The organism is Flavobacterium ginsenosidimutans (assembly GCF_037478105.1).
GTDB classification, from domain to species: Bacteria; Bacteroidota; Bacteroidia; order Flavobacteriales; family Flavobacteriaceae; genus Flavobacterium; species Flavobacterium ginsenosidimutans.
The window spans coordinates 110,417-128,859 of sequence record NZ_CP147988.1 but is presented as its reverse complement, the minus strand read 5'-3'; the positions used below and the strand labels follow the sequence as shown (position 1 = coordinate 128,859).

Sequence of the window (18,443 nt, the reverse complement as noted above, 5' to 3'; positions counted from 1 at the left end):
TTTAGTTTGAAAATCTTTGCAGTGCTTCTCCCGAAGCCTCGGGATCGCTCAGCCTGACAAAATTAGTATTAAGTACTAAAAGAAAACTTAGAATCTTAGCATCTCAGAGCCTTAGAATCTTAGTCTAACGCATTCAAAATCTTCAATCCAAAAACAACACCATTTTGCTGAATTCCACCTTGATAAGAATGCACATAATCAACACGGAATAATTTGAATTTTCCAAAACCTAAATTATCTAAACCAACAGTAAATTCAGAATAGGGTTTTCGATCAGGAATTGCTAAAGCGTGAAATCCGATATTCATTGTAGATTTTAGAAGATTTAACAGCGGAATTTTATTCATAATAAATCCCGTGTCATTGTATTCACTATGCATTTCGAAATAACTATCGTTTGTGCTGTTTGAATAATAGGGCATCATATTAAAAACATTTAAATAACGCTCACTTGTTCCAATGTGAGTTTGATTTCCGTTAAAATGTCTGTAATCGATAAACGAAATATTTTCTGCATTAAAGAATTTTCCAGCTCTAAAATTGGTTCCTAAAACACCTTTGTTTCCAAGAGATAAATCGTAAAGCACAGAAGCGCCGATTCTTTCATATTCGTACTTTTTTTCGCTTGCCGCGAATGCTTTTTCGAAAGATAGATACACTGTCGGATATTTATCATCTTTAAAATTAAATCGTCCGTCTGGTCTTGAAATATACTTGTTTCCAAAATTAATTCTTGATGTTACAAGAGCTTTAAATAAATGGTGCTGATCAAAAGCTGGAGTTGTAAAATCGTCTGGCGCCAATGGATTATTAGACGAATAAATATCATCTTTTTTAAAGAAAGAATAATCGGTTGTATTAAAAAGCGGTTTGCGCTGTTCGTAACCAATTCTTCCAGTAAGATTTATTCCGTTTGCGATGTCTTGCCCGTAATTGATTTGAACAAATTCTAGATTGTACAACTTCATATAATTATCCTTAAAAAACAAAGAACTTATAGAATTGATAAATTTACTTATGGGTTCTGCACCATTAAATTGCGCTGTTTTTGTCCCTCCAGAACCCCAAATTGTAGCGTAATTGATATTGTTGAAGCGATGGCTGAATTCGCCAATTGCACGAAAACGTTCGTCTGAAAAACCGTAATTAAAAGTAGTGCTTATTGTAGTGCTTTTTCCTTCCTCTTCATTCCATTTTTTAAAAGAGAAACCAGTATCGAGATTAAAACCTTGAACCGTATTAAAACTTAAAGAAGAAATATTTAGCAAACCTTTATATTCAAAAGAATATTTTCTAAAAGTGTTTTTATAATCATAACCCATTAAAACATCCCAAACCTTAAATTTATTGTTTTTTGCGTCTATAGAATCGGTGTATTTTTTTGATTTTCTAATGGTTTGCAGACTGTCTTTTTTGGCGTAATCACTGCTTTCTTCAATAGTTAAGGGAATCGGACGAATTTCATTCCAGAAAGCATCATCTTTTTTATTAGCATTGAGATCAAAAGCAACTAGTTCATTTCCGAACGTTTTCTTGTCAAACGACGCTGGAAATTCATAATTGGAATAAACATAATTGAAATTTCCAGAAAACTTTACGCCAAAAATGCCTGCATTAAAAGAAAGTGTCTGCGCGTTTTTTGACCATATCTTATTTTTGGAGTTATAACTGAAACTCTGTTTTAGATTCATTATTTCAGTAAATTCATTTTTCATTCGATACCCTTTGATATCTAAATCGATGGCATAAATTGCAAAACTATCATCTACAATATAAATGTAGCCTTCAAAAACGGGCTCTTTATCACGTTTTGGAGTTACTTTAATTTTATTAATCTGCTGATTATTATCGTCATAAAAAGTACTTTCCAATTTGTATTTGTAATAACTGAAGGCATTGTCTGCAATAGGAGAAATCATTTTCACATCAAAATCCAAAGTATTGTCGTAAAAGTCATAATTTGATAATGCTGCTGTGTTGTAACTGTAACCGCGGTTGTTTCCAGAAACTTTAGAAGCTATAATATTTTCTTTAAACTTGTTTGGCTTTTCAAGACTAACTTTCGAAATAGTTTCAGATAAATACAAAATTCCTGTTCCTGTCGAATCTAAATTTGACGCCATGTCTTCGCCTAAATCTACTTTTTGTCCAAGTATTTTTTTAGGAAGATCTTTTACTTTGAACATTCCTTTCGAATAAAAATCGGCGGTATATCTTCCCGTTTTATCTGAGTTTTCTTTTTTGTTTGCAATTGCACTTCTAATAATAGCATTTGCAGGATTATTTTTAGGATCGATGACAACTTCGTTTAAAGCAAAACTTTCTTCTTGAAGCTTTACGTCTAAAGTGATCGTTTTTGATCCCGAATCAACGGCTATTTTTTGCGTTTTAAAACCTAAATATTGAAAAGTGATTTTATTTTTTCCAATTTCTTTTACATTCAGCTGATACTTTCCTTGTTCATTTGACGTAGTACTTGCGTATGTGTTTTCTTCAAAAACCGAAACAAAGGGCAGTGGATTTCCTTTATCATCTGTTATAGTTCCTTTGATTTGAGCAAAGTTTGAAATTGAAAAAAATAGAAAGGCAATTAAAGTAAAGTTTCTCATGTAAGGTGGTATATCTTACAAAAATAGAATAAGTTAAATCTGAGCTTATTAATAATTTGTTAAATTCAATAAGAAACTACTGACTTGTTTGTCAGACTGAGCGAAGTCGAAGTCCTCATCTTGTTTACATTAGCCTTCGACTACGCTCAGAATGACATTTGTATGTAAAAATTACAAAAACGACTGAATTGCCAATTCGTAACTTTTAAGTCCGAAACCTAAAATAACGCCTTTTGCATTTCCAGATAAATAAGATTGGTGTCTAAAGCTTTCGCGAGCATAAGTATTAGAAATATGAACTTCTATTATTGGAGTTGTAACGGCTTTCATCGCATCGCCCAAACCAATAGAAGTATGCGTGTATGCACCTGCATTTAAAATAATTCCGTCAAAAGTGAAACCACATTCTTGAATTTTACCAATTAATTCGCCTTCAATATTACTTTGATAATAAGAAAGTTCAATGTTTGGGAATTTTTGTTTCAACGTTTCAAAATAATCTTCAAAAGTCTGACTTCCGTAAACTTCTGGTTCGCGTTTTCCTAAAAGGTTTAAATTGGGTCCGTTGATAATGCAGATTTTCATATGTATTTTTTTATTTTGAGATATTGACATTGCTATTAATTTTTGCAATTGTCATTGTACTTTGTAAAAATAAAAAAAACCGCACTAATAAATAGAGCGGTTTTTATAAAAGTATGTGATATATTTTTAGAACATGAATCCAGCAGAAATCTGGAATACAGAGTTTTTGATATCAGCATTTTTAGAAGCTTCTGTCAAACCTAAACCGTAACGACCTTGTAAAAAGATGTTTTCAGTAAGTTTAACACCTAAACCTGCATTTACACCAAATTCGAATGTTTCACCATTTTTAACATCGAAATCATTTCTTTCACTTACTAAGAAAGAAGCTTGTGGACCAACTTCTAAGCTGAAAGTGTTGTTTAAGTAAAATTTAGCCATTACCGGAATAGCGATATAGCCTAGTTCATTTTTAACATCTTCACTTACATCACTAAATTTATAAGATGCACCTGTAGTAGAGTACAAAAGCTCTGGCTGAATAGAAAATTTGTCTAATAATTTTACTTCTGCAACTAAACCAGCGTGGTAGCTAGTGATTCCTTCTTTGTCGATTTGATCTGGAAAATCTCCAGTTTGGCTTGCAAAGTTAACCCCTGCTTTAACCCCGATTTTTAGTAATTGTGCTTGTACTGCCGCCGATGTCGCAATAAACATAACAGCTGCTAAAATTATTTTTTTCATAAAAAGGTTTTTAAAAATTGGTATTTTAAATGTTATCTAAAGTTCAAAACTACATATTTAGGATTTTATTGCATTATATTTTGGATTAAATAATTACTAAAATTCCCACTCAAACGCGTTTTTTAAGCGAAAACAACTATTAAATTTATTTTAATATTCTGATTATCAGTTCTGTTTTTCGTAATTTTTTTCTGTCTTATTTTAATACTTTTTGAACTTATTGGGGAGTGATTTTTGTAGTCCTAATCTTAGTTTTGTGAATATTAAATCAAATTAATATTTAAAAAAATTATGAAAAAAATTGTTTTAGCTGCTATTGCAGTAATGACTTTCGGATGGGCAAATGCTCAAGATGTTAAGTTTGGAGTAAAAGGTGGGATCAATTTATCAAATCTGACAGGAGATATAGAAAATACATCATCTAAAGTTGGTTTTCAAGTAGGAGGTTTTGCAGAATTTAAACTTGCAGATAAATTCTCTGTACAACCAGAGGTTATGTATTCTTTGCAAGGTGCAAAAATTAAAGAATCTGGAGAATTTTATTCTTATGAAGGTAATATTAATGCAAGCTATTTAAATATTCCTGTATTAGCTAAATATTATGTGGTAGAAAAATTAGGCCTTGAGGCTGGACCACAGATTGGATTTTTATTATCTGCTAAAAATAAGTGGGAAGAGAGCGATAATGGAGAAAAATATTCTGGAAAAGAAAATATAAAAGATAATTTTAAATCTACATCTTTTAGTTTAAATATTGGTGCTGGGTATGATTTTACAGAAAATATTTCGGCTGGCGTAAGATATAATTTTGGAGTATCAAATATTTCTGATTTCAAAGATGAGAAAATACATAATAATGTAATTTCATTATCAGTTGGATATAAATTCTAATAAAAAACATTTAGTTAGTTTTTTAAAGACCTTTTCTTAATTTTTAAGGAAGGTCTTTTTTTATGTTGATAATTCTAATTTTTAAATAGGCTTAATTTAAAATTAACAATTAGTGTTTTATTTACTATTTTATTTGTTAAATTCCTAATATAGATTTGTGAAGAAAATTTTTATATTTGATGTAATTAATTTAACCCAAAACAAATTAAAATGAAAAAAATTATTTTATCTGCCATTGCAATTATGGCTTTTGCATTCTCAAATGCTCAGGAAACAAGATTTGGAATAAAAGGAGGTCTTAATATAACAAGTTTTGCTGGTGGTAACTATTATGATGCGAACTCTTTAGTTGGTTTTCAAATAGGAGGTTTTGCTGAAATTAAAGTTATCGAGAGATTGTCTATTCAGCCAGAGCTTTTGTTTTCTACTCAAGGTGCTAAACTTGAATTTGGCAATAGAGATTTTGATACTAAATTAAACTATATTAATGTTCCTGTTTTAGCTAAATTTTACGTTACTAAACAATTTACCGTTGAAGCTGGACCACAATTAGGATTTTTAGTTTCTGCGAAAAGCGAAGGAGAAGATGTTAAAGATGGTTTTAAATCTGTTGATACTGGGTTTAATTTTGGAGTTGGATATAACTTTACAGATAATTTTTCAGTTGGCGCTCGTTATACTGTGGGGTTATCTAATATTGCAGATAATGATGCTGACACTTGGGATGAGTATTATGATAGCCCAAAAAACAGTGTTTTAGCTATAACTGCTGCTTATAAATTCTAATCTGAATTTTAAAATATTTTAAAGACCTTCCCAATAACGGAAGGTTTTTTTATGCCAAAAAATTACTTACTTTGTAAATATGAATTGGAGCAGATATATAAAAGATTATCAGTCGTATTTGAGGATTGAGAGAGGTTTGTCTAAAAATACGATTGAGAACTACGGCTTTGATATCGAACGTTTGTGCCTTTTTTTAGAAACGAATCAAATAGATGTTTCGCCAATAAAAATTTCGGATGAAACATTACAGCAATTTATTTATTCGGTCGCTAAAGAGGTAAATCCGAGATCTCAGGCAAGGATAATTTCTGGATTAAAAAGTTTTTTTAATTATCTGGTTTTTGAGGATTACAGAAACGACAATCCTTTAGAATTAATTGAAGCGCCAAAAACGGGCCGAAAATTGCCTGATACTTTGTCTCTTCAGGAAATTGATGCTTTGATTGAAACAATTGATCTAAGCACCAATGAAGGTGAACGAAACCGTGCGATGCTCGAAACTTTATATGGCTGCGGACTTCGTGTTTCCGAATTAATTTCGCTGAAAATCTCTGATCTGTTTTTTGATGAAGGTTTTATTAAAATAACGGGTAAAGGAAATAAAGAACGCTTTGTTCCAATTGGTTCTCTAACTCAAAAATATATTGATATTTATCGAAATGCAGTGCGTATTAATTTGAATATTAAAAAAGGAGCTGAAGATACTTTGTTTTTAAACCGAAGAGGAAATCAATTAACTCGAGCTATGGTTTTTACGATCATTAAAGATCTTGCTCAAAAAGTAGGATTGAAAAAAAGTATCAGTCCCCATACACTTCGTCATTCTTTTGCAACTCACTTATTAGAAAACGGAGCAGATCTAAGATCAATTCAGTTAATGCTTGGACATGAGTCTATTACAACTACAGAAATCTATGTTCATTTGGATAGACGTTTTTTAAAAGAAGTGATGCATAGTTTTCATCCAAGAAAATAATTTTTCGGAATTTTATATTTATTATTGCAAAAATTAATATATTGTGTTAAAATCTTGTTGCAATAAAAACAAAAAAGCATAATGTTGTTATTTTTCTCTCTTTTTTGAAGTGAAAGCTTAGGATTTTTTATTTACATAAAAAGGTAGTATATGGTTTTTGATTTATATGGGAATGAAGATTGCTTAGAGGTAAATAATTTTTATAAGAAATTGTTGGCCGAAATGCCCGACTTACTTTTTCAGTTTGTTATCGATGCTGATAATAATTACTCGTTTCCTTTAATAAGTAAATCGGCAGATGAAATATTTGAACTTTCTGCACTAGATTTTAATAATGATATTAAGCTTATAGTTTACGATAGAATTGTGCCACAGGATCGTGAACTTTTTTTTCAATCTTTAATCAAAGCCAGAAAAGAAATAAAACCTTGGGAAATTGAGTTTAGAGCTACTCTTCCTCAAAAAGGAATTCGCTGGTTTAAAATATCTTCCAAAACAGAATCAGGAATAAATGGAAATGTAATTTTTTATGGTCACGTTTCTGATATCACAGAATTAAAAGATAAAGAAGAAAAACTGAGAATATCCGAAGAACGTTTTCAATTTGCACTCGATGCTTCAACTGTTGGTATTTGGGATTGGGATATGGTTACAAATAGCGTTTTTTACTCTTCTTTGTCTCTTAAAATTTTGGAGCTTGACTCTGCAGATATTTTTGATGATCCTGAACGCTGGGATAAAATTGTGCATCCAGATGATCTTCCAAAATATTATTCGGATATCCATGAGCATTTTGATAATAAAATCCCATATTATGAAAACTATCATCGAGTAATGACGTCGAGTGGTAATTATAAATGGATTTTAGATCGTGGAAAAGTAATTAAACGTGATGAAAATGGAAAACCATTACGGGTAATTGGAACTCATACAGATGTTTCGGCTCAAAAAGAAAAAGAGCTTGAGCTTATGAAAACCATGAAATTATATAGTGATCAAAATAGCCGTTTATTGAACTTTTCGCATATTGTTTCTCATAATTTAAATACGCAGGCAGGAAATATAAAATCGATTTTAGATTTTATTGATGCCGATGTTAATAGACAAACTGTAGAAGAAATGCTGGAACATTTGCGTACCGTTTCCAATGATCTGAATGAAACCATTTCAAATCTTACGCAAATTGTAAAAACGCAGAGTAATATTAATATTGCGGTTGTTCCGTTAAAGCTTTGTGAGTATATCGAAAAAACTATTTCGACAATTAAAGGATATGATAAACAGCGAAATGTAACCATTGTAAATAACGTTCCGAAATACTTGACGATTAATTTTAATCCTGCATATATGGAAAGTGTTTTGTTGAATTTTACGACAAATGCGATTAAATATGCGCATCCAGATCGAGATCCAATAATTACTTTTGATTTTGCAATAGAACGCGAAGGTTTTAAATCTCTGAAGATTACGGATAACGGCCTCGGAATTGATTTAAAAGTTTATGGTGATTTATTATTTGGAATGTATAAAACCTTTCATAAACACGAGGAAGCCCGAGGTATTGGATTATATATTACCAGAAATCAAATTGAAGCGATGAAAGGAACAGTTGAAGTGGAAAGTGAAGTAGGAGTGGGAACAAGCTTTAAAATCGTTTTTAATGATATGTAAAATTTAATGACTAGTCCTAAATAATCGATACAGATTATTAGACAAATATATTTAATTAAACACCTGTAAGAACTTTTTTTGCAGGTGTTTTTGTTTTATAAGTTCTCATTTCTACTATGTTTTGTTTGTGCATTTGATTGGGTGTTAGCATATAATTAGAATAATGGGGCCTTTCATTATTATAAACCTCAATTGCATCTTTTATTAAAATCTTCATCACAGCAAGTTGCTGATTAAATTTATCAATATTAAATTCTTGTTTTAAAATTCCATTTATTCTCTCCGCCACTGCATTTTCATAAGGATCAGAGTTTTGTGTCATACTGCATCTTATATTGTTTTTATATAATAGTTTTTGATATTGATCAGAACAATACTGCAGTCCTCTATCTGAATGGTGGATTAATGTTTTTCCTTTATCTCGGCGCTGTTTTATTGCATTTTTTAAAGCTGTTAAACTGCTTTTAGTATTCATATTATCTGCCACATAAAAACCCATTATTTTTTTAGAGTAAGCATCTGTTATAAGACTTAAATAACATGGATTCTCTCTTTTTCCAACATAAGTTATGTCTGATACCCAGACTTGTTCTGGTCTGCAGATTTTTAAATCCAATATTAGATTCTCATGCTTTCTAAATCTATGATGAGAGTTTGTTGTTATATGATAAGAACGTCTAGGTGTTATTAATAAATGATTAGCTCTAAGTATATCTATAAATTTATCCCTGCCGATTTTGAGTTGATTCAATTGGATTTTTAAAAGATAATATAGTTTTTTTGCTCCTATTCGGGGCATTGTATTTCTAATTTTCAAAACCAGACTAATAACTTCTGAGGCAATAAGCTTTCTGGAACTGGTTCTTTTTATTCTTCGATAATAAACCTGTCTGTCTATCCCGAACAAAGTACAGGCAAACATTATTGTTTGTTGATGTTCTTCTTTAAAATGTTCGATTGTTCGGGTGGTGAGTTTTTTCGAATGTCAATTTGATATTCTTTTTCTGCTATATCAATCATCATATCGAAAATAATAGCTTTTTTATCGGCAACGTAAGCCTGCTGTTCTAAAAATGATTTTTGTTTTTCTAATAACTTCACTTTGGCTTCAAGTTCCATTATTTTTTGTTCAGGAGATTTTGGCATAGCAGAAGGTGTTTGATTGTCCCAATCAAAGTTACCAAATTTTCGAAGCCATTGAACGATTGTAGAACGGGACTGAATGGCATAATCTTTTTTAACCTGAGAAATTGAAATTCTTCCTTGTTCTATTTCCTGAACAATTTGAAGCTTAAAAGACATGCTGTAATCTTTTTGGGTGCGCTTTACATAGCGCAATTCTTGATCTTTTTCCATAATGATACTTTTTGTGTATCGCTATTTCAGGACAAGACATAAACATAAATAAAAAAGGCTGTCAATTGACAGCCTTTTTATTTATGTTTCCTTAGATTATTTAGCAATATTTACAGCTCTTGTTTCTCTAATAACTGTAACTTTTACCTGTCCAGGATAAGTCATTTCTGTTTGAATTTTTTGTGAAATCTCAAAAGATAAGTTTGCTGCATTGTCATCAGAAACTTTTTCGCTTTCTACAATTACACGAAGTTCTCTACCAGCTTGAATAGCATATGCATTTTTAACTCCGCTGAATCCGTAAGCTACATCTTCAAGATCTTTCAAACGCTGGATGTAAGAATCTAAAACTTGACGTCTAGCGCCTGGTCTTGCTCCAGAAATAGCATCACAAACTTGAATAATTGGAGACAATAAAGATTTCATTTCAATCTCATCGTGGTGTGCTCCAATTGCGTTGCAAACTTCTTCTTTTTCACCGTATTTCTCAGCCCATTGCATACCTAAAAGTGCGTGTGGTAAATCACTTTCTGTATCTGGCACTTTTCCGATATCGTGTAATAAACCAGCTCTTTTAGCTAGTTTTACATTTAATCCTAATTCTGCAGCCATGATACCGCAAAGTTTAGAAACTTCTCTTGAGTGTTGTAATAAGTTTTGTCCGTAAGAAGAACGATATTTCATTCTACCAACAACTTTAATCAATTCTGGGTGTAAACCGTGAATTCCTAAGTCGATTACAGTACGTTTTCCAACTTCAATAATTTCGTCATCGATTTGTTTTGCTGTTTTAGCAACAACTTCTTCAATTCTTGCAGGGTGAATACGTCCGTCAGTTACTAATTTGTGTAAAGACAAACGAGCAATTTCTCTACGAACAGGATCAAAACAAGAAAGAATGATAGCTTCTGGTGTATCATCAACAATGATTTCAACTCCAGTTGCAGCTTCAAGAGCTCTAATATTACGACCTTCACGACCGATAATTCTACCTTTTACATCGTCAGATTCGATATTGAAAACAGAAACGCAGTTTTCAACAGCTTCTTCAGTTCCAACTCTTTGAATTGTGTTGATGATGATTTTTTTAGCTTCTTGCTGTGCAGTAAGTTTTGCCTCTTCAATAGTTTCTTGAATATGAGACATCGCTTTGGTTTTAGCTTCAGCTTTTAAACCTTCAACCAATTGCTCTTTTGCTTCTTCAGCAGAAAGTCCAGAAATTACTTCTAATTGCTGTAATTGGCTTTTGTGAAGTTTGTCAACTTCAGCTTGTTTTTTGTCTAAAACTTCAATTTTGTTATTGTATTCAGCCGTTTTAGCTTCAAACTCGTCATTTACTTTTTTAGCTTTTGAAAGTTCGTTCGAAACTTGAGATTCTTTATCACGTACGCGTTTTTCTACTTCAGCAACTTTTTTGTCTCTTGCTAAAATAACTTGTTCGTGTTCAGATTTAAGTTCGATAAAACGCTCTTTAGCTTGAAGAATTTTATCTTTTTTAATATTTTCAGCTTCTAAATTAGCATCTTTCAAAATTGAAGCAGCTTCTTTTTTAGCATTTTTGATTAGGTTTGAAATATTACTTTTCTCGATAATTTTAGCTATTGCAAATCCCGCCGCAATACCTACAATACCAATAATGATCGTTATGATGTCCATGTTTGTTAGGGTTTATATATAAAAAAAGCCTACATTAATTGCTTGTATAAACTCGTAAAGACAAGTTTTGAGCTAACTCACTGTTCAAGTTTCCCAGCCAAATGGAGGGCATACTATAGTAGCGACGATTTGCTCATTCTAAATTGTTAGTGTTGAGTTTACCAATTGTGAACTAATGTAGGCAGTATCTTAGTTTCTGTAAAGAACGTTTATTTTTCGAGATATTGATCTAAAAGCGTATTTAATCTTTTAATTCTTTCGATAGTTTCTTCTCCATCGATTGCGTTATCAATTTGTTTTTGTTCTACTTGTGATGCGAATTGTAATGCGCACATTGCTAGAACATCTTGTTTGTCGCGAACAGCGTAATTTTCTTCGAATTGCTTTATCATGGCATCAATTTTTTTTGAAGCACTTCTAAGTCCTTCTTCTTGAGCGGGTTCAACCGTAAGTGGGTAAACGCGATCGGCAATTGATATTTTAATTTTAAGCTTTCCGTCCATATTACTAATCTGATAATTGTGCTATACAGTAATCAATTTCGCGAATTAATGAATTTATTTTAAGCTTTGTCTCTCTCTTGTTATTGTCGCTGCCAAGCAACGAATTGGCTATCTTAAGTGTTTCATTTTGCTTTTTCAAAGCCTCCATTTCCTCAGATTGTTTCTGGATAATTTGCGCAGCTTTGGCTAATTCTAATCGTAATACTTGATTGTTTTTCTCCAAGCCTTTTGATTTTTCAAAAAGCTTTTCGACTTTATATTCAAGAGTATCAATTATTTCGGCAATTACACTCATTATACATCCTATTCATTACTTAATCCTACAAAGTTAATATTCCTTTTTATTAATGCAATTTTTTATCGATTTTTTTACATTAAAATAGATAAATAAGTGTATTTCAATTAATTGTATTTTTGAAGCTTTTTTCTTGCTTTTATTGGTTTATTTTTCGTTATCTTAGCAAAAATGTTGCTTATGAGATTTTCCGTACTTACCCTTTTGATTTGTAATTTTATATTTGCTCAGACGCAATATCCTAAAGATTATTTTAGACCTCCACTAGATATTCCAATGCAACTTTCCGGCAATTTTGGAGAGTTAAGACCCAACCATTTTCATGCTGGTTTTGATTTAAAAACCAATCAAAGAGAAGGATTAAGCGTTCATGCCATTGCTGATGGTTATGTTTCAAGAATTAAAATTTCGACTTTTGGAAATGGAAAATGTATTTACATTACACATTCAAATGGATATACTTCTATTTATGGACATTTGCAGACTCCAGTTGGGCCAATTTTAGATTATGTAAAAGCGACGCACTATAAAGAAAAGGCATACGAAATCGAAATGTTTCCAAAACCTGGAGAACTTCCGGTTTCAAAAGGAGATATTATTGGCCTTTCAGGAAATACAGGTTCTTCAGAAGGGCCACATCTTCATTTTGAAATTAGAGATACTAAAACAGAATTTGTTATAAACCCGATTTTCTTTGGCTTTGACCAAAATATAAAAGATACAAAAAAGCCAACTTTGTCTAGTTTATACGTTTATCCTTTAGATAATGCAACCGTAAATCAGTCTAAACAGCCGTTGCTGTTAAGTATGGCACTTCAAAAAGACGGAACTTATTTGGCTTCTAAAGTGAAAGCAAACGGAAAAATTGGTTTCGGAATCAATGCTGTAGATACTGATGATGTTTCGTTTAATAAAAATGGTGTTTTTAATGTTACTACTTTTTTAAACGGTAATCCAAATTATAATTACCAGTTTAATACTTATTCTTTTGATGAAATGCGTTACATCAATGCTTTCATAGATTATCAGCGTTATAAAAAAACAGGACAGCGTGTACAGAAACTTTTTATGAAAACGCCTTTTGCTTTAAGCATTATTAAAACAGATTCTCTTAGAGGTATCATAAAGACTGAACCAAATTTGGCTTCTTCTTATAGAATTGAAGTTTCTGATTATTTCGGAAATCTAAATTCTGTTACCGTTCCAATTGAATTTGATGATGCAACTCCTTTTGTAGAAGCGGAACCAATCACTTCGAAATATTTTGTAAAATACAATAGAGATACCAATTTTGAGAAAGATAATATGTCTGTTTTCTTTCCAGCTGGAACTTTCTATGAAGATTTTAATATGAATTTTGATGTTCGAAACAACAAGATTTATATTCATGATGATACAGTTCCAGTGCATTCTAATTTTACAATTACGGTAAAAGATGATTCTTATCCTGAAAATTTACGTGATAAACTTTATATAGGAAAAGGCACTAGTTACAATGGAACGATTAGAAAAGACAATGTTTTTACTGCTAAGGCAAAAATTTTAGGGCAGTATGGTTTGGTTTTAGATACAATTCCGCCTGTCATAAAAATTGCTAAACCAATTGAAGGAAAATGGATTAGCGATCAAAAGAAAATTGATTTTACAATCAGCGATTCTTTGTCTGGAATAAAATCTTATAACGGATATTTAAACGGAAGTTGGGTTTTGTTTGAATATGAAAGTAAAGCAAGAAGAATTACCCATACTTTTGATCCGCAATATTTGGCTGAAGGCGAAAACTTTTTAAAAATTGAGGTGGTTGATAATGTAGGAAATACTACTATCTTTGAAACTCGTTTTTTTAGGAGTCAACAAAAATAAAACCCAAAATCTTTGAATTATAATAGGTTTATATTCGTTTTTCTTTTTTCGTTTTTTAGCTGTATTGTACTAGCTCAAAATGCTCGCATAAAAGGAGTGATTTTAGATGCAGAAAAACATCCTGTTCCGAGTGTGAATATTTCTTCGCAAGGAACATCAGTGCAATCAGATTTGAATGGTTTTTATGAAATTGAAGTCCCTTCAAACAAAAAAGTTTCGCTGATATTTACCCACGTTTCTTTAAAAATGATGAGTTTGACGGTTAGCTTGAAAACAAATGAAGTTTTTGTTTTTAACCCTATAATGAATAATTCACAAGAGCAAATGGGAGAAGTTTTTGTTTCTTCGGGTAATCGAAAAAGAGTTCAAGGAATTGCAACTATTGACACAGAAACGATAAAGAAAATTCCTGGTGCTAATGCCGGAATTGAAAATGTTTTGAAAACACTTCCAGGTGTAAATTCAAATAACGAACTAAGTACACAATACATGGTTCGTGGCGGAAACTATGATGAAAATCTAGTTTATGTAAATGAAGTCGAAGTGTATCGTCCGTTTTTGATTCGTTCAGGACAGCAAGAAGGTTTGAGTTTTACCAATACAGATTTAGTTCAAAACGTTGAATTTTCTGCTGGCGGATTTCAAGCAAAATTTGGTGATAAATTATCTTCTGTTTTAGATATTACTTATAGAAAACCAACTCATTTTGGCGCTGCTTTTGAAGCAAGTTTTTTAGGAGGAAGCGCTGCGGTCGATTTGGTTTCGAAAAATAAAAAATGGTCTGCGGTAACAGGAGTCCGTTATCGAAATAATAGTCTTTTGGTAAATAGTCAAGATACTCAGACAAATTACAAACCAACTTTTGCAGATGTTCAGACTAATGTCAATTATGATATTTCTGAAAAATGGCAAATGAGCTTTTTAGGAAATATTTCTCAAAATAAATATTCTTATCAGCCTTTGGTTCGCCAGACTAATTTTGGGACTTTAGATCAGCCAATGGCACTTGCAGTTTATTATGACGGACAGGAAAAAGATCAATACGATACTTATTTTGGAGCTTTAAAAACTACTTATAAAGCTTCGCCAACACTTACTTTAAAATTAATTGGTTCTTTATTTCATACCACAGAAAAAGAACATTTTGATATTTTGGCGCAATATCGTTTAGGTAATATAAATTTTGAGGATTCAGGAGATGCATCTTCAGTTGATTTTACTCGCGGAATTGGTTCTCAATTAAATCATGCAAGAAATGATTTGGATGCTTTAATTGCTAATATCGAATTGAAAGGAACTAAAGATTGGAAAGAAAGCCAGTTAGAATTTGGTTTAAAATATACAAGAGAATCTATTCGAGATCGAGTAGTGGAGTGGGAAGTAATCGATTCTGCAGGATTTTCGATAAATCCACCTTTAGTTATCTTACCAGAAAATAATCAGCCGTATACACCTTATACAGGTCCGCTCTTGCCTTATCAAAATATACGCGCAACAAACTTTAATACGATAAATAGATTCTCTGGTTATGCCCAATGGAACAAACAATCTGAAATTGGCTCAAGCCGAATTTGGTATCATTTAGGAGCTCGTTTTCAAGGCTGGAATGTTTCTGGAGCTTTAGAAGAAGGAAAAACACAATTTGTAGTAAGTCCGCGAGCTCAGTTTGCTATAAAACCAGATTGGGATCGTGATATGGTTTTCAGGATTTCAGGAGGATTGTACCATCAACCACCGTTTTATAGAGAATTACGAGATTTAGACGGCGTTGTAAATCCGAATGTGAAAGCACAGGAAGCAATTCATATCGTTTTAGGAAATGATTATAATTTCAAAATGTGGAATCGCCCTTTTAAATGGGTTACGGAATTGTATTATAAATCACTTTCAGATGTCAACGTGTATTCGATCGATAATGTCCGCATTCGCTACGTTGCGAATAATAATGCAAAAGCGTATGCGCAAGGTCTGGATTTTAGATTGAACGGCGAATTTGTACCTGGAACAGAATCTTGGGTGAGTTTTGGCTATTTGAAAACCGAGGAAAATTACGAAGACAAAGGTTATATTGCACGTCCAACAGATCAGCGTTTGAAATTTGCTATATTGTTTCAGGATTATATGCCGAACATTCCAAGTGTGAAAGTATATTTGAATTTAGTCTACAATACTGGTTTGCCAGGTGGTGCACCGGCTTACTCAGATCCATATTTATATCAAAATAGATTGAATGATTATAGAAGAGCAGATATTGGTTTTGCAAAAGTTTTTGTAGACAGCAGTACACAAAACACAAAAACGGGTTGGCTGAAAAACTTTAAAGAATTATCGCTAGGACTAGAAATTTTTAATCTTTTCAATAATCAAAACGCGATTACTAATACTTGGGTTCGTGATGTGTATTCTAAAAATCAATATGCGATTCCAAATTATATGACTTCGAGAGTTTTTAACGTTAAGTTAAATGCGAGATTGTAATTTGTTTCGTTATGAACTAATGAACTAGTAAAATTCAATAAAAACAAAAAATACAATCAAAAATAGTATATTTGATAATCGTATATAACCATTGTAGATGAAAAAGTATTTTAAATATATCGCCCTAATACTTGTCGGAACAGTAATTAGCTGCCGAGAAGAAGTTCAAAAACCAAAAGTAAGCTACGGTGCTTCAAATAAAGTAAGTATTACTAAAACAGATACGACTCAAATTGAAATCGCCGATTTGCCGATTCAGTTGGAAGGGACAAATTATTTAATTCATCCAGTTGGTGATTTAAGAGTTTATGAAAGAGGTTCTAAAGCTAGATTTGGTTCTTCGAGTGTGAATGATGTAAGCTTTACGATTTCTAATTTAGGCGAATATGAGATTACGGGATATCTTCAGAATTTAAAATTCCAAAAAGTAGATTCAGATTCTATTCGTCCTTTGTCGGATAAACCAATTTTGATTTTAACAGCAACTTATTTAAAACCTGTTGCAGATAAAACTCATAATAATGTGATGGTTTACACACTGACAGATTCTGACACGAACAAAGATGGCAAAATAGATACAAGTGATATTAAAACGTTGTATTTGAGCGATATTAGCGGAGAAAATTTCACAAAAGTTTCAGCCGATTTAGAAGAATTGGTAGATTGGAGTTTAATTGAGTCTAAAAACCGTCTTTATTTTAGAACGATTGAAGATACTAACCAAAATGGGCAGTTTGATAAAAGCGATGTGCTGCACTACAATTATATAGATTTAGCTTCTAAAAAATGGGAAGTGAAGAGTTATAAACCTATCTAAGTTGCTGAGATTCTGAGACACTAAGATTCTAAGTTTTTTTAGCTACAGATAAAGGATTTTTTTAAGAAAGAGGTTGTCTTGATTTATTGAGACAACCTTTCTTTTTTAATTATTTTTATAAAAATGCGTTTTCTGTTTTTATATCAAGTTGTCATTCCGTAGGAATGTTTCATCGGTAACAAAAAAAGGTGGACGATAATTTTACGTTCCGTAGGAACGTTTGATGTGTCGGATTGTCAAAAAAAATGTCAAAATCAAACGTTCCTACGGAACGTAAAATTAACCATAACAATATTTTTTTTTTGCTACCGATGAAATGTTCCTACGGAACATGATCAGATACTGGAAAGAAAACCTTTACAATCTTTGGCTAAAAAAAACTTAGAATCTTAGTGTCTCAGAATCTTAGAAACTTAGAAACTTTGTGTCTTAGCATCTCAGAACCTTAGCGCCTTTAAATTAATATGTCACTTTCTAAATCTGATTTTTCGATTTCGAAACCAAAATCCAAACGTTCAACTAATTCGATTACGAGTTTTTTATACCAGTTTTCAGATTTTGGATGAATGTATATTTTTTCAATTAATTGATTGATGTCGACATTGATTTTTAATCCGTCGTTTAGTTTTATGTCACTTTTTGAAGTGTCGGTAATAATACGGACTTCGCGCTCGTATTGAAAGCTTTTTCGCTTAAATAAAAAGGGAAAGAACAAATCATCAAACGGAATATATTCTTTTTTGTAGTCGATGTAATTTACTTCACCAATATATTGGTCAAAATTATTTTCTGGCTTTAATGCTTTCTGTAATCTTCCAATAGTTGATTGAATTGCTAATCCTTCGCTATTTTGTGTGAAAATCTGCCACATCGCAAAAGATTCATATTCATTAATATGCCAGCTGCTTATAGCAACTTGTTCTCGATGTGTTTTGTAGTAATTCAAAAAGTCCGGATTATCAATAGCAAGTTTTTTGATCTCTTCATAAGTAGGTTCGCTGAAAGTGCCTTCGTATTGATCTTCAAACTTGTCTGAACGTGACATGAATAATTTCTTCGAAAGCAGTAAATCCAAAAATTTTGATAAATCCAGATATTTCCAGACAATGGTATCAGGGTTGTCAGGAAGTGTGATGTTTGGGTTGTTAAGATACATTTTTGTGAGGTTAAATGATTTATTCTTTAACTAACCTAAAGTTATAAAAATAAACACAGATTAAAGAAATTAAACTGAGTTTTAATATTTCCTTAATCTGTGTAAATTAATTTGGGT

The 18,443-nt window shown here is 31.8% G+C and carries 16 protein-coding genes; 7 read left to right on the top strand and 9 right to left on the bottom strand.

What is annotated here, in order from left to right:
* Positions 1-119: 119 nt before the first annotated feature.
* The 3 genes from V6624_RS00650 to V6624_RS00640 all read right to left on the bottom strand — a co-directional run bounded on the left by V6624_RS00650 (position 120) and on the right by V6624_RS00640 (position 3,878).
* The gene (locus V6624_RS00650; RefSeq protein WP_338840545.1) at positions 120-2,609 is read right to left on the bottom strand and encodes a DUF5686 and carboxypeptidase regulatory-like domain-containing protein; all 2,490 of its coding nucleotides are present in this window, start codon (positions 2,607-2,609) and stop codon (positions 120-122) included.
* A 171-nt stretch (positions 2,610-2,780) separates the two neighbouring features.
* A complete protein-coding gene (aroQ, locus tag V6624_RS00645) occupies positions 2,781-3,194 on the bottom strand; it encodes a type II 3-dehydroquinate dehydratase (protein WP_111285810.1) in 414 nt (137 codons plus the stop codon).
* Between the two features lie 126 nt (positions 3,195-3,320).
* Positions 3,321-3,878, bottom strand: a complete 558-nt coding sequence (locus V6624_RS00640) for a porin family protein (RefSeq protein WP_338840542.1) — start codon at positions 3,876-3,878, stop codon at positions 3,321-3,323.
* Positions 3,879-4,169: 291 nt separating this feature from the next.
* Between V6624_RS00640 and V6624_RS00635 the strand changes: the two genes are divergently transcribed.
* From V6624_RS00635 to V6624_RS00620, 4 genes are all read left to right on the top strand, one after another.
* On the top strand, positions 4,170-4,769 hold the full coding sequence (locus V6624_RS00635) for a porin family protein (RefSeq protein WP_338840541.1): 600 nt from the start codon (positions 4,170-4,172) through the stop codon (positions 4,767-4,769).
* A 210-nt stretch (positions 4,770-4,979) separates the two neighbouring features.
* Positions 4,980-5,555: a porin family protein gene (locus V6624_RS00630; protein WP_320493162.1), complete on the top strand. Its 576-nt coding sequence runs from the start codon at positions 4,980-4,982 to the stop codon at positions 5,553-5,555.
* Between the two features lie 79 nt (positions 5,556-5,634).
* Positions 5,635-6,531: a site-specific tyrosine recombinase XerD gene (xerD, locus tag V6624_RS00625; protein ID WP_338840539.1), complete on the top strand. Its 897-nt coding sequence runs from the start codon at positions 5,635-5,637 to the stop codon at positions 6,529-6,531.
* A gap of 150 nt (positions 6,532-6,681) precedes the next feature.
* On the top strand, positions 6,682-8,202 hold the full coding sequence (locus V6624_RS00620) for a sensor histidine kinase (RefSeq protein WP_338840538.1): 1,521 nt from the start codon (positions 6,682-6,684) through the stop codon (positions 8,200-8,202).
* 55 nt (positions 8,203-8,257) lie between these two features.
* Here the strand turns inward: V6624_RS00620 and V6624_RS00615 are convergent, their stop codons facing one another.
* From V6624_RS00615 to V6624_RS00595, 5 genes are all read right to left on the bottom strand, one after another.
* A complete protein-coding gene (locus V6624_RS00615; RefSeq protein ID WP_204251648.1) occupies positions 8,258-9,124 on the bottom strand; it encodes an IS3 family transposase in 867 nt (288 codons plus the stop codon).
* Positions 9,124-9,558, bottom strand: coding sequence for a hypothetical protein (locus V6624_RS00610; RefSeq protein WP_204251647.1), 435 nt, complete (start codon positions 9,556-9,558; stop codon positions 9,124-9,126). The genes V6624_RS00615 and V6624_RS00610 overlap by 1 nt, the downstream gene beginning before the upstream one ends.
* Before the next feature lie 96 nt (positions 9,559-9,654).
* Complete coding sequence (gene rny, locus V6624_RS00605; protein WP_111285842.1) at positions 9,655-11,214, bottom strand: ribonuclease Y; 1,560 nt, start codon at positions 11,212-11,214, stop codon at positions 9,655-9,657.
* Between the two features lie 209 nt (positions 11,215-11,423).
* Positions 11,424-11,717: a cell division protein ZapA gene (locus tag V6624_RS00600; RefSeq protein ID WP_111285845.1), complete on the bottom strand. Its 294-nt coding sequence runs from the start codon at positions 11,715-11,717 to the stop codon at positions 11,424-11,426.
* A 4-nt stretch (positions 11,718-11,721) separates the two neighbouring features.
* Positions 11,722-12,012 carry a hypothetical protein gene (locus tag V6624_RS00595; protein ID WP_111285848.1) on the bottom strand — a complete coding sequence of 97 codons (291 nt, stop codon included), beginning with the start codon at positions 12,010-12,012 and terminating at the stop codon, positions 11,722-11,724.
* A gap of 180 nt (positions 12,013-12,192) precedes the next feature.
* Between V6624_RS00595 and V6624_RS00590 the strand changes: the two genes are divergently transcribed.
* From V6624_RS00590 to V6624_RS00580, 3 genes are all read left to right on the top strand, one after another.
* Positions 12,193-13,875, top strand: a complete 1,683-nt coding sequence (locus tag V6624_RS00590; protein ID WP_338840536.1) for a M23 family metallopeptidase — start codon at positions 12,193-12,195, stop codon at positions 13,873-13,875.
* A 12-nt stretch (positions 13,876-13,887) separates the two neighbouring features.
* Entirely contained in the window at positions 13,888-16,353 is a 2,466-nt protein-coding gene (locus tag V6624_RS00585) for a TonB-dependent receptor (RefSeq protein WP_338840535.1), read from the top strand.
* A gap of 97 nt (positions 16,354-16,450) precedes the next feature.
* On the top strand, positions 16,451-17,170 hold the full coding sequence (locus V6624_RS00580; protein ID WP_111285852.1) for a hypothetical protein: 720 nt from the start codon (positions 16,451-16,453) through the stop codon (positions 17,168-17,170).
* A gap of 454 nt (positions 17,171-17,624) precedes the next feature.
* Here the strand turns inward: V6624_RS00580 and V6624_RS00575 are convergent, their stop codons facing one another.
* On the bottom strand, positions 17,625-18,326 hold the full coding sequence (locus V6624_RS00575) for a DUF2971 domain-containing protein (protein ID WP_111285854.1): 702 nt from the start codon (positions 18,324-18,326) through the stop codon (positions 17,625-17,627).
* Positions 18,327-18,443 lie beyond the last annotated feature (117 nt).

Bases quoted from the DNA above. Each gene is read 5' to 3' on its own strand.
- V6624_RS00650 (WP_338840545.1), bottom strand. From the start codon at position 2,609: ATGAGAAACTTTACTTTAATTGCCTTTCTATTTTTTTCAATTTCAAAC.
- aroQ (WP_111285810.1), bottom strand. From the start codon at position 3,194: ATGAAAATCTGCATTATCAACGGACCCAATTTAAACCTTTTAGGAAAA.
- V6624_RS00640 (WP_338840542.1), bottom strand. From the start codon at position 3,878: ATGAAAAAAATAATTTTAGCAGCTGTTATGTTTATTGCGACATCGGCG.
- V6624_RS00635 (WP_338840541.1), top strand. From the start codon at position 4,170: ATGAAAAAAATTGTTTTAGCTGCTATTGCAGTAATGACTTTCGGATGG.
- V6624_RS00630 (WP_320493162.1), top strand. From the start codon at position 4,980: ATGAAAAAAATTATTTTATCTGCCATTGCAATTATGGCTTTTGCATTC.
- xerD (WP_338840539.1), top strand. From the start codon at position 5,635: ATGAATTGGAGCAGATATATAAAAGATTATCAGTCGTATTTGAGGATT.
- V6624_RS00620 (WP_338840538.1), top strand. From the start codon at position 6,682: ATGGTTTTTGATTTATATGGGAATGAAGATTGCTTAGAGGTAAATAAT.
- V6624_RS00615 (WP_204251648.1), bottom strand. From the start codon at position 9,124: ATGTTTGCCTGTACTTTGTTCGGGATAGACAGACAGGTTTATTATCGA.
- V6624_RS00610 (WP_204251647.1), bottom strand. From the start codon at position 9,558: ATGGAAAAAGATCAAGAATTGCGCTATGTAAAGCGCACCCAAAAAGAT.
- rny (WP_111285842.1), bottom strand. From the start codon at position 11,214: ATGGACATCATAACGATCATTATTGGTATTGTAGGTATTGCGGCGGGA.
- V6624_RS00600 (WP_111285845.1), bottom strand. From the start codon at position 11,717: ATGGACGGAAAGCTTAAAATTAAAATATCAATTGCCGATCGCGTTTAC.
- V6624_RS00595 (WP_111285848.1), bottom strand. From the start codon at position 12,012: ATGAGTGTAATTGCCGAAATAATTGATACTCTTGAATATAAAGTCGAA.
- V6624_RS00590 (WP_338840536.1), top strand. From the start codon at position 12,193: ATGAGATTTTCCGTACTTACCCTTTTGATTTGTAATTTTATATTTGCT.
- V6624_RS00580 (WP_111285852.1), top strand. From the start codon at position 16,451: ATGAAAAAGTATTTTAAATATATCGCCCTAATACTTGTCGGAACAGTA.
- V6624_RS00575 (WP_111285854.1), bottom strand. From the start codon at position 18,326: ATGTATCTTAACAACCCAAACATCACACTTCCTGACAACCCTGATACC.